Annotated in this window: 6 protein-coding genes; all 6 read left to right on the top strand. The window is 72.1% G+C overall.

The window, feature by feature from the left end; genetic code table 11:
• The first annotated feature begins 12 nt into the window (after positions 1 to 12).
• The 6 genes from NGB36_RS11250 to NGB36_RS11225 all read left to right on the top strand — a co-directional run bounded on the left by NGB36_RS11250 (position 13) and on the right by NGB36_RS11225 (position 11,828).
• Positions 13 to 681, top strand: coding sequence for a small secreted protein (locus tag NGB36_RS11250; protein ID WP_255920054.1), 669 nt, complete (start codon positions 13 to 15; stop codon positions 679 to 681).
• A gap of 141 nt (positions 682 to 822) precedes the next feature.
• Positions 823 to 2,439, top strand: a complete 1,617-nt coding sequence (locus NGB36_RS11245; RefSeq protein WP_255920053.1) for a DUF7059 domain-containing protein — start codon at positions 823 to 825, stop codon at positions 2,437 to 2,439.
• Positions 2,440 to 2,687: 248 nt separating this feature from the next.
• Positions 2,688 to 5,582, top strand: coding sequence for a type I DNA topoisomerase (gene topA / locus NGB36_RS11240; RefSeq protein ID WP_255920052.1), 2,895 nt, complete (start codon positions 2,688 to 2,690; stop codon positions 5,580 to 5,582).
• 67 nt (positions 5,583 to 5,649) lie between these two features.
• On the top strand, positions 5,650 to 8,748 hold the full coding sequence (tmk, locus tag NGB36_RS11235; RefSeq protein ID WP_255920051.1) for a dTMP kinase: 3,099 nt from the start codon (positions 5,650 to 5,652) through the stop codon (positions 8,746 to 8,748).
• Between the two features lie 88 nt (positions 8,749 to 8,836).
• Positions 8,837 to 10,072: a DNA polymerase III subunit delta' gene (locus NGB36_RS11230; RefSeq protein ID WP_255920050.1), complete on the top strand. Its 1,236-nt coding sequence runs from the start codon at positions 8,837 to 8,839 to the stop codon at positions 10,070 to 10,072.
• 118 nt (positions 10,073 to 10,190) lie between these two features.
• Positions 10,191 to 11,828, top strand: coding sequence for an alpha/beta hydrolase (locus tag NGB36_RS11225; RefSeq protein ID WP_255920049.1), 1,638 nt, complete (start codon positions 10,191 to 10,193; stop codon positions 11,826 to 11,828).
• Positions 11,829 to 11,849 lie beyond the last annotated feature (21 nt).

The raw sequence follows: 11,849 nt of genomic DNA, 5'->3' as shown, positions 1-11,849 counted from the left end.
GGAACCAATCCGGTGAACAAGAAGCTCGCGGCTGCGCTGTCCGGTGTGGCGACTTTGACGATGGCGCTCTCCGCCTGCGGCAGCTCAAGCAGCAAGATCGACGACTACGCCAAGTCGGTCTGCGACCAGGTCCAGCCGCAGTTGCAGAAGATCCAGAACGCCAACAACTCCATCACGTCCGTCTCCGGAGGCAGCTCCAAGCCGGATGACGTCAAGTCGACCGACTCCGCTGCGTTCCAGCAGATCTCCGACGCCTACAAGGCCCTCTCCAACGCCGTGAACAACGCCGGCGCGCCACCGGTCAAGGACGGCGCGGCGCTGCAGCAGAACGCGGTCAAGGAGCTCAATGACACCTCCACCGCTTACGCCGGCCTGAAGAAGACCGTCGACGGCCTCAACACCGGCGACCAGGTGGCGTTCGCCAACGGCCTCAAGGGTGTGGCCGGCCAGCTCACCACCTTGAGCAAGGGCGGTGACGACGCCCTGAGCAAGCTCCAGTCGGGCGATGTCGGCAAGGCGATGGCCAAGCAGCCGGGCTGCCGGAAGGCCTCCGGCTCGCCGAGCGCCGGCTCGGGCAATCCGGCGCCGCCGCCTGCCACGCAAGCCCCCTCGGAGCCGGCGTCGGCCACGCCGTCGACGCCGTCCGCCGCGGCCTCGGCGTCCCCGTCGACGAAGAGCTGACCGGCGCCACCGCGTCCCCGCATCCCGCGTCCCGGCACCCCCAGGAGGTGCCGGGACGCGGCCGTTCCGGCCTCGCGAAAGCTCGCGCACGGGCGGCGCGCGGACGGCGCCCGGCCGCACCCGATCCGCGAGAATGAGCCCGTGAGCCAGAACAGCGTGCGCACCGACTCCCTCCCCGTCCCGCACCCCGACAGCATCGCCCGTCTCCGCGACGCCCTGCGCTCGGCGGACTTCACCGCCGACGGCTGCCTCGACCTGCTCGGGGCGACCGCGTACGCGGCCCTGTCCCGCGGCGAGACCGTCCCAGCGCTGCGCGCCACCCGCGCCGACGGTCCGCTCCAGACGCTGGTGCGGCTCTTCCTGCTGCAGCAGCCGGTCACCCGGCGGCAGGCGGCGGCCGCGCTCCCGCTCGACGACTGCCTCGCCGACGGATGGCTTCAGGCCAAGGAGCCGGAGGGCGCGGACGGCGCGGAGGGAGCGGAGGAGGCCGGCGCGGTCCGGGCGACGGTGGACGTGCGCCCGTACGCCGGCCCCGACGGCCAGGACTGGTGGATCGTGGCCGACCTCGGCTGCGGCGTCGGCGGCGCCGCGGGCATCGGCTCCGCCCCCGCCGAGGAGAGGGCGGGCCTGGTGCTCGGCGTCGGGGGCGCCTCCACGACGCTCGCGGGCATCACCATCAGGACCCCCGCCGACTCCGTCCTCGACCTCGGCACCGGCTGCGGCGTCCAGGCGCTGCACGCGACCGCTCACGCCACCCGCGTCGTCGCCACCGACGTCAATCCCCGCGCGCTGCGGATCGCCCGGCTCACCTTCGCGCTCTCCGGGGCGCCGGAGCCCGACCTGCGGCAGGGCAGCCTCTTCGAGCCGGTCGGGGAGGGGCCCGGCGGCACCGGCGGCACCAGCGCGAACGGCGAGACCTTCGACTTGATCGTCTCCAACCCGCCGTTCGTGATCTCCCCAGGTGAACGTTTCGTCTACCGCGACGGCGGCATGGCCGGTGACGACCTGTGCCGGACGATCATCGAGCGCGCGCCCCGCCACCTCACCGACGGCGGTTTCTGCCAGCTGCTCGCCAACTGGCAGCACGTCGACGGCGAGGACTGGCGGGAGCGCGTCTCGTCCTGGGTACCGCGCGGCTGCGACGCATGGATCGTCCAGCGCGAGGTGCAGGACCCGGCGCAGTACGCCGAGCTGTGGCTGCGCGACGGCGGCGATCACCGCGGTGACCCGGCGGCGTACGCCGTCCGCTACGAGGCCTGGCTCGAAGAGTTCGAACGGCTGAAGGTCAAGGCCATCGGATTCGGCTGGATCACGTTGCGTGCCTGCGGCTCGGACCGTCCCGTCGTCATCGCCGAGGAGTGGCCGCACCCCGTCGAACAGCCGCTCGGCGCCGAGATCCGCCGCTGGTTCGAGCGCCAGGACTTCCTGCGTACGCACGACGACGCCTCCCTGCTAGCCGCCCGCTTCCGCCTCGCCGACGAGGTCGTCCAGGAGCAGGTCGGGCTGCCGGGCGCCGAGGACCCGGAGCATGTGGTGCTGCGGTCGAACCGGGGAATGAGGCGGGCCACCAAGGTGGACACCGTCGGAGCCGGGTTCGCCGGGGTGTGTGACGGATCACTGCCGGCGGGCCGCATCGTCGATGCGATCGCCCAGCTGCTCGGCGAGGATCCGGTCGTGCTGCGCGACCGGACGCCCGCGTCCATCCGCCTCCTCGTCGAGCAGGGCTTCCTGGAGCCCGTGAACCAGCCCGTGAGCTGAGGTCCCGGGGCCTTTCAGGGGCGTCCTCCGCGTGTCTGCTGAGCGTGTCCCGCGCGTGTCCCAGGGGCACGGTCGGGCCGTCGGGCGCTGTCGCGAATCGACCGGATCAAGGGGTGTGCGGGGCGGAATGCCCGGGAGTCGGGTTACCGTTCGAGTGGCGTTGCGGACTTTTCCCGTTTGACACGGGGGGCTGGGTTACGGTCACACTCCGCAGCGTCACCCTTTCGACATGGAGAGAAGAGCCGAAGTTGTCCCCGACCACCGAGACCGCACAGGGCGGCCGCCGTCTCGTCATCGTCGAGTCGCCGGCAAAGGCGAAGACGATCAAGGGCTACCTGGGCCCTGGATACGTGGTCGAGGCGAGCGTCGGACACATCCGTGACCTGCCAAACGGCGCCGCCGAGGTCCCTGCCAAGTACACCGGCGAGGCCCGGCGCCTCGGCGTCGACGTCGACCACGACTTCCAGCCGGTCTACGTCGTCAACGCCGATAAGAAGAGCCAGGTCAAGAAACTCAAGGAGCTGCTCGCCGACGCCGACGAGCTGCTGCTCGCCACCGATGAGGACCGCGAGGGCGAGGCCATCGCATGGCACCTGCAAGAGGTGCTCAAGCCCAAGGTCCCGGTGCGCCGGATGGTCTTCCACGAGATCACCAAGCAGGCGATCCAGGAGGCGGTCAGCAACCCGCGCGAGCTGAACCAGCGCCTCGTCGACGCCCAGGAGACCCGCCGCATCCTCGACCGCCTCTACGGCTACGAGGTCTCCCCGGTGCTGTGGAAGAAGGTCATGCCGCGGCTCTCCGCCGGCCGCGTCCAGTCGGTGGCCACCCGCCTCGTCGTCGAGCGTGAGCGGGAGCGCATCGCCTTCCGCTCCGCCGAGTACTGGGACCTGACCGGCACTTTCGCAACCGGCCGCGCCGGTGACTCCTCCGACCCCGGCACCTTCTCGGCGCGCCTGACCACGGTGGACGGCCGCCGCGTCGCCCAGGGCCGCGACTTCGGCCCGAACGGGCAGCTCAAGCCGGGCGTCCAGCAAACCACCGACGTACTGCACCTGGACGAGGACAGTGCCCGCGCGCTGGCCGCCGCGCTCGCCGACTCCGCGTTCTCCGTGCGCAGCGTCGAGTCCAAGCCGTACCGCCGCTCCCCGTACGCGCCGTTCCGCACGACGACACTGCAGCAGGAGGCCAGCCGCAAGCTGGGCTTCGGCGCCAAAGCGACGATGCAGGTCGCCCAGAAGCTGTACGAGAACGGCTACATCACCTATATGCGTACGGACTCCACCACGCTGTCGGAGACCGCTGTCGCCGCCGCCCGGGCCCAGGTCACCCAGCTGTACGGTGCCGACTATCTGCCCGACAAGCCGCGCGTCTACGCCGGCAAGGTCAAGAACGCGCAGGAGGCGCACGAGGCGATCCGCCCCTCCGGCGACCGCTTCCGCACCCCCGCCGAGACCGGTCTGACCGGCGACCAGTTCAAGCTCTACGAGCTGATCTGGATGCGCACCGTCGCCTCACAGATGAAGGACGCGGTCGGCCAGTCCGTCACCGTCAGGGTCGGCGGCACGGCGAGCGACGGCCGCAACGCCGAGTTCTCGGCCTCCGGCAAGATCATCACCTTCCACGGCTTCATGAAGGCATACGTCGAGGGCGCCGACGACCCCAACGCCGAGCTCGACGACCGCGAGCGCCGCCTGCCGCACGTCGCCGAGGGCGACCCGCTCGCCGCCGAGCACATCGAGGCAGACGGCCACGCCACCAAGCCCCCGGCCCGTTACACCGAGGCGAGCCTCGTCAAGGAGCTCGAAGAGCGCGAGATCGGCCGCCCGTCGACGTACGCGACGATCATCGGGACCATCCTCGATCGCGGCTACGTCTTCAAGAAGGGCACCGCGCTCGTCCCCTCCTTCCTCTCCTTCGCCGTCGTCGGGCTGCTGGAGAAGCACTTCGGCCGCCTCGTCGACTACGACTTCACCGCGAAGATGGAGGACGACCTCGACCGCATCGCGCGCGGCGAGGCCCAGGCCGTGCCGTGGCTGCGTCGCTTCTACTTCGGCGAGGGCGAGGGCGCGGGCCAGGCCGGCGGGGCCGCCGACGCGGGCAACGGCGACGGCGACCACCTCGGCGGGCTGAAGGAGCTCGTCACCGACCTGGGCGCGATCGACGCACGCGAGGTCTCGTCCTTCCCGGTCGGTGACGACATCGTGCTGCGCGTCGGCCGCTACGGGCCGTACGTCGAGAGGGGCGCGAAGGACGAGGAAGGCCACCAGCGCGCCGACGTCCCCGGTGACCTGCCGCCGGACGAGCTCACCGTCGAGCTCGCCGAGGAGCTGCTCGCCAAGCCGAGCGGCGAGTTCGAGCTCGGCACCGACCCCGAGACCGGCCGCCAGATCGTCGCCAAGGACGGCCGCTACGGCCCCTACGTCACCGAGGTGCTGCCGGAAGGCACCCCGAAGACGGGCAAGAACGCCGTCAAGCCGCGCACCGCATCGCTGCTGAAGTCGATGTCGCTCGACACGGTCACGCTGGAGGACGCCCTCAAGCTGATGTCGCTGCCGCGCGTCGTCGGCACCGACCCCGAGTCGGGCACTGAGATCACCGCGCAGAACGGCCGCTACGGTCCGTACCTGAAGAAGGGCACCGACTCGCGCTCGCTCCAGTCCGAGGAGCAGATCTTCACGATCACACTGGAGGAGGCCCTCGCGATCTACGCGCAGCCCAAGCAGCGCGGCCGGGCCGCAGCCAAGCCGCCGCTGAAGGAGCTGGGCACCGACCCGGTCAGCGAGCGGCCGGTGGTCGTCAAGGACGGCCGCTTCGGCCCGTATGTCACCGACGGCGAGACCAACGCCACGCTGCGTCGGGACGACGACGTCGAGACGATCACGCCGGAGCGCGGGTTCGAGCTGCTGGCCGAGAAGCGTGCCAAGGGCCCGGCGAAGAAGACCGCCAAGAAGGTGGCGAAGAAGGCTCCGGCCAAGAAGGCCGCCGCGAAGAAGACGGCCGCCAAGAAGACCACGGCGGCGAAGAAGACGGCGGCCAAGAAGACGGCGGCGAAGAAGACGGCGGCCAAGAAGACGACGGCGAGCAAGACCGCCGCCAAGAAGGTCGCTGCCAAGGCCGCAGCGAGCGTCCAGGAGACCGACTGAGACACCTGCCCCGGCCGTTTGTTCGGCCGGGGCAGATGGTGACACCCCCTCCGGTTAGGCTGGCAGGATGACGCGAGCCGAGCAGCCAATGGGCGAGGCCCCCGACTTCAGCGACGCACTCGCCGCGGACTCCCGCGAGCGCGCCGTCACCTCGCTCCTGCGTATCCCGACCCTGCGCAAGCTGTGGACCGCCCAGTTCACCGGCTCCATCGGGGACCGGCTCGGGCTGCTTGCGCTCGTCGTCCTCGCCGTCGAGGCGGCGCTCTTGACCGGTTCGTACGGCGGGGGATACCGCGGCGTCGCCTTCGCCGTCGCCTCGGTCTTCGGCGCACGGCTGCTCGCCACGCTGCTCTTCGGCGCCGTGCTCCTTGGCCCGCTTGCCGCCCTCACCGCACCCGCGGGGGTGCTCGACCGGCGCTGGACAATGATCGGGGCGGACGGCATCCGGCTGGTGCTCTTCGTCATCGCGCCGCTGTGGATCGACTGGGCGCCGGGCAGCGCGCTCACCTGGCTGCTCGTTACGGTCTTCGTCACCGGCGTCGCCGAGCGGTTCTGGAACGTCGCCAAGGACACCGCCGCACCCGCGCTGCTGCCCCCGCCCCCGCCCCCGGCCGACGGCGGCGCCGTGCGGCCAGTGCCCGACCATCTCGACGCGCTGCGCCGGCTCGACCTGCGGACCGGCTTCGTCGCCCTCCCCGTCGCCGCCGTCGCGTTGGTCCTCACCGGCCTGCTCAACAATCTGCTGGGCGTCGTGTCCGCGTGGTTCAGCCTCCACCAGATCGCGCTCGCCTCCTACGTGGCGGCGGGCCTGTTCGCCGCGTCCATCGCCCTGATGTACTTCCTCGAGCTGCCGGACGACGCGACGCCACGCCCCCGCTCCCCGCTCGAAGGGCTGCGGCTGCCCAAGGGACGGGCGGGCGCCGAGCGCGGCCGCACCGGCGCGCTGCCCATCCTGGTGCTCGCCTGCGCGGCCCTGGCGGGGGCCGTCGCCGCGGCCGTGGGCGTCGCCGTACTGCAGGCCGCGGACCTCGACGCCGGGCCGGTGGAGTTCGGCCTGCTCGTCACGGCACTGACCGCAGGGCCGGTGCTCGGCATCCGCACCGCGACGCGGGTGCTGCCCGGCTTCTCGCGGCGCCGCCTGCTCGCCATCGCGATCGCCGTCGAGGGCGCGGGGCTGCTCCTCGCCGGCCTCGTACCGGATACGACCACCGTGCTGCTGCTCGTCGTGCTCGCGGGGTACGCCGCCGGGGTCGCAGCCAACACCGGCCACGCCCTGATCGACCAGGAGGCCGAGGAACCGCGCCGGGCCCGTACGGCCGAGCACCTGCACGCCGTGGTGCGTGTCGCCGTCGCCGTGGCGGTCGTCGGCGCGCCGCTGGTGGCGGGCGCCATCGGCCCGCACCGGCTGGCGGACGGGCACTTCACCTTCGACCACGGCGGTGCCGCCTACACCCTGATGCTGGTGGGCGCGCTGCTGCTGCCGGTGGCCGCGCTGGTCCTCGGCAAGCTCGACGACCGGCAGGGCGTGCCGGTGCGGCATGATCTGCGCGAGGCGCTGCGCGGCGGTGACCCGGCGCAGGCGCCGGCCGCGACGGGCTTCTTCATCGCGATCGAGGGAGGCGACGGAGCAGGCAAGTCGACCCAGGTCGAAGCGATCGCCGAATGGATCCGGGCCAAGGGCCACGAGGTCGTGGTCACGCGGGAGCCGGGCGCGACGGCGATCGGCAAGCGGCTGCGGTCGATCCTGCTCGACGTCGGCAGCACGGGCATCTCGCACCGCGCCGAGGCGCTGCTGTACGCGGCGGACCGGGCCGAGCACGTCGACTCGGTGGTGCGGCCCGCTCTCGAGCGGGGCGCGATCGTCATCTCCGACCGCTACATCGACTCCTCGGTCGCCTACCAGGGCGCGGGGCGCGATCTCGACCCGGTCGAGATCGCGCGGATCTCGCGGTGGGCGACGGGCGGTCTCGTACCGCACCTGACGGTGCTGCTCGATGTCTCTCCGGAGACGGCGCGCGAACGTTTCACCGAGGCGCCGGACCGATTGGAGTCCGAGCCGGCGGAGTTCCACGAGCGGGTGCGCAAGGGCTTCCTGGCCCTCGCCGCCGCCGACCCGTCCCGCTACCTCGTGGTCGACGCGGGCCAGGAGCCGGAGGCGGTCTCCCGCACTGTGCGCCACCGGCTCGACGAACTGCTGCCGCTGTCCGCGCAGGAGATCGAGGCGCGGGCGGAGGCCGAGCGGAAGGCGGAGGAGGAGGCCCGCAGGCGGGCCGAGGAGGAAGCCGCCCGCAAGGCCGAGGAGGAGCGGCTGGAGCGCGAGCGCCAGGAACAGATCGCCAGGCTGCGCGCCGAGGAGGAGGAACGCAAGCGCCTCGCCGAGGAGCAGCGCCGCCGCGAGGAGGAAGAGCGGCAGGCCGAGGAGGCGCGCAAGCGTGCGGAGGAGGCGCGCAGGCTCGCGGAGGAGGAGCGTGCGCGCCGCGAGGCGGAGGAACGCGCCCGGGCCGAGGAGCAGGAACGGCTGCGCCGCCAGAAGGAGGAGCAGGACCGGCTGCGCGCGGAGGCCGAGGCCCGCAGGCTGGAGAAGCAGCGCAAGGCGGAAGAGGCGTTGCTCCGCGCCGAGCAGGCCCGCCTTGCGGCGGAGGCTGCGGAGTCTGCGGAGGCGGCAGAAGCGGCAGAAGCGGCAGAAGCGGCACGGGGCGGGGACGCCGAGGCGACGCAGACGATCGAGACCCCGCATATCGAACCGGAGCCGACGGCGGGGCCGGCGCCCGAGGACGACGCGACGCGGACGATCGAAACCCCGCACGTCGTCCCGGACGCGCACGGCACGCACCGCACGGACGGCACGCCCGACGACGAAGCCACCCGCACCCTTGAGGTCCCGCACTTCCCGGACGCCGAGGAGACGGCGGTACTGCCCCCCGTACCGCCGCAGGGGCTGCAGGGGCGTGAGGGGGATCCGGCGGACCGCGTCCCGCCGTGGCTGTTCCGGCCCGAGGAGCCTCAGGCGCAGTCCCCGGTCGAACGCACCCGCGAGCTCCCGCAAGTCGGCGGCCGCAAGCGTCCCCGCCCCAGTTGGGCGGAGGAGACGCCGATGGACGACCTGCCGACCCTCGCCGACGAACTCCTCGGCCCGCACGACGAGGACGGCCACCCGCGGCGGTAGGCGGCGCTCGGCAGCGGTAGGCGCGGTCACCCGGCTGTGTCAGTGGTGTGCCCGAGAATGGGAGTCGGCACGGAGGAGAGGTGCGGGCATGGCCGTGTGGGACGACCTGGTCGGGCAAGGGCCCGTCGTGGAGCAGCTCAGCGCCGCCGCGCGCGATGCAGACGCCTTGGTGACGGAGGCATCGCACGCGGGGGAGACGGAGCAGGCGGCCGCTGATGCCTTTCGTGCGGCGTCGAGGATGACGCACGCCTGGCTGTTCACCGGACCGCCCGGTTCCGGGCGATCCACCGCGGCGCGGGCCTTCGCCGCCGCGCTGCAGTGCGTCAGCCCCGACCGGGCGCTGGGCGCCACCCCCGGCTGCGGCTTCTGCGACGGCTGCCATACGACGCTGGTGGGCACCCACGCCGACGTCGAGGTGGTCGCCACCGACCAGCTGTCGATCGGTGTGAAGGACACCCGTGACCTCGTCCGCCGCTCCTCGCTCTCCCCGGCCGGGGGCCGCTGGCAGGTGATGGTGCTCGAGGACGCCGACCGACTCACCGAGGGCGCCGGAAATGTCCTGCTGAAGTCGGTCGAGGAGCCCGCGCCCCGCACGGTGTGGCTGTTGTGCGCCCCCTCACTCGAGGACGTTCTGCCGACAATCCGCTCCCGCTGCCGCCACCTCAACCTGCGCACCCCTCCCGTGGACGCCGTCGCCGACGTGCTCGTCCGGCGTGACGGGATCGAGCCCGAGCTGGCCGCGGCCGCCGCCCGCGCGACCCAGGGCCACATCGGGCGGGCGCGGCGGCTCGCCACAGATGAGCGCGCCCGCTCCCGCCGCTCCGCGGTGCTCCGCCTTCCGCTGCAGCTCGGCGATGTGGGCGGCTGCCTGCGGGCCGCCCAGACCCTCGTCGATTCGGCGACCGAGGACGCCAAACAGGTCGCCGAGGAGAGCGACGCGAAGGAGACCGAGGAGCTGCGGGCGGCCCTGGGCGCCGCGCCGGGCGGCGGCAGCCGGATGCCGCGCGGCACGGCCGGGGCGATGAAGGAGCTCGCCGACCGGCAAAAGCGCCGTGCCACCCGCACCCAGCGCGACACCCTCGACCTCGCCCTCGTCGACCTCGCCGGTTTCTACCGGGACGTGCTGGCAGTGCAGTTGGGCAGCCCGGTCCCGGTCGCCAACGCCGAAGCGCGCGACACGATCGACACCGTCGCGGCGTCCTGCCGGCCGGAGAACACACTGCGCCGGATAGAGGCCGTACTCGCCTGCCGCGAGGCTCTGGAGACCAATGTGGCGCCGCTTCTCGCCGTCGAGGCGATGACGATGGCGCTGCGCGCGGGCTGATCGCTGCCCGGCGTGTCGCACGCGTCGCACCCGCTCTCACCCGTGAGAGTTGCGCGAACGAGCGCCGAGCCTCCAGGACGGTTACGCTCGCGGGACACGACGGGAGGACCTGGCATCCATGGACACCGCGCGCCTGCTCCGTACCCCCGGCATCATGATCGCCGTCGCTGGCATGTTTCTCTCCGGGTGCTCGACCGGCGGCTCGCAACACGACACGCAATACAATGCGCCCGGTGCCTCCGCGCGATCCGTGACCGCCAAAGGTGCCTCCTCGGCCACCCTGCAGCCGTTGCCGGCCGCTATCCCGGCCGATCTCAAGCCTTACTACCAGCAGAAACTCAACTGGCGCGGCTGCAGTACCTCGACCCCAGGCAGCGCCACGGGACCCGGCTCATCGACGTCCAGCGGCTTCCAGTGCACGACGATGCGGGTCCCGCTCGACTACAACCACCCGTCGCCCTCGACCGACCTACGGCTCGTCGTCGCCCGTAAGCCGGCCACCGGGCCCGGGCAGCGCATCGGCTCGCTGCTGGTCAACCCGGGCGGCCCGGGTGGCTCCGCAATCGACTACATGGTGGATGCGGCCACGAGCTTCCCGGCGCCGGTGCGCGCACGCTACGACATGGTCGGCGTCGACCCGCGCGGGGTGGCCCGCAGCGAACCGATCGAGTGCCTGACCAACGCGCAGATGGACAAGTACACGGAGGTCGACAACACTCCGTCGGGCCAGGCCCAGATCAACGCGATCACTCAGGCCGACAAGCAGTTCGCGCACGGCTGCGAGCAGCACTCCGGCAAGCTGCTCGGCCACGTGAGCACCATCGAGTCGGCGCGCGACATGGACGTCCTCCGCGCGCTGCTCGGCGACGCCAAGCTCAACTACGTCGGCAAGTCCTACGGCACGCTCCTAGGCGCGACGTACGCCGGCCTCTTCCCGTCCCGTGCCGGCCACCTCGTCCTCGACGGCGCGCTCGACCCCTCGCTGAACTCGCTCGACGAGAGCAGGAGCCAGGCCGCGGGCTTCGAGACCGCCTTCGAGTCCTTTGCCAAGGACTGCGTCCAGCAGCCCGACTGCCCGATGGGCCAGAGCCTCGGCGCGGCGAACTCGTACATCAGCGGCTTCCTGAACCGTCTTGATGCGCACCCATTGCCCACCGGCCAGAGCCGTCCTCTCGTCGAGGCGCTCGGCACGACGGCCCTGCTGGAGGCGATGTACGCCAAGCAGCAGTGGCCCACACTGCGCAACGCCCTCGCCCAGGCGAACAACGGCGACGGCTCCGGCCTGCTCGCACTCTCCGACGCGTACTACGAGCGCGACACCAGCGGCCAGTACTCCAATCTGATGTACGCCAACGCCGCCGTGAACTGCCTCGACCTTCCGCCAGCCGCCAAGTCCCCGGCCGACATCGAGGCCGCGCTTCCAGCCTTCCGCAAGGCGTCACCGCACTTCGGCGTCGACTTCGCGTGGATGAGCCTGAGCTGCTCCTCCTGGCCGGTCCCGGCGACGGGCCGCCCCGAACGCATCGAGGCCAAGGGCGCCGCCCCGATCGTCGTGATCGGCACCACCCGCGACCCGGCCACGCCGTATGCGTGGGCCCAGTCGCTCGCCTCCCAGCTGCAGTCGGCCCGCCTGCTCACGTACGTCGGCGACGGCCACACCATCTACGCGATGGGCAACGACTGCATCGACACGGCAGTCAACGCCTACCTCCTCCAGGACAAGGTCCCGCCGAAGGGAGAGCGCTGTAGCCAGTAGCGCCGCAGAAGTCCGTACGGA

The organism is Streptomyces humicola, from assembly GCF_024436035.1.
Lineage (GTDB): Bacteria > Actinomycetota > Actinomycetes > Streptomycetales > Streptomycetaceae > Streptantibioticus_B > Streptantibioticus_B humicola.
This window is presented reverse-complemented; position numbering and strand designations above follow the sequence as displayed.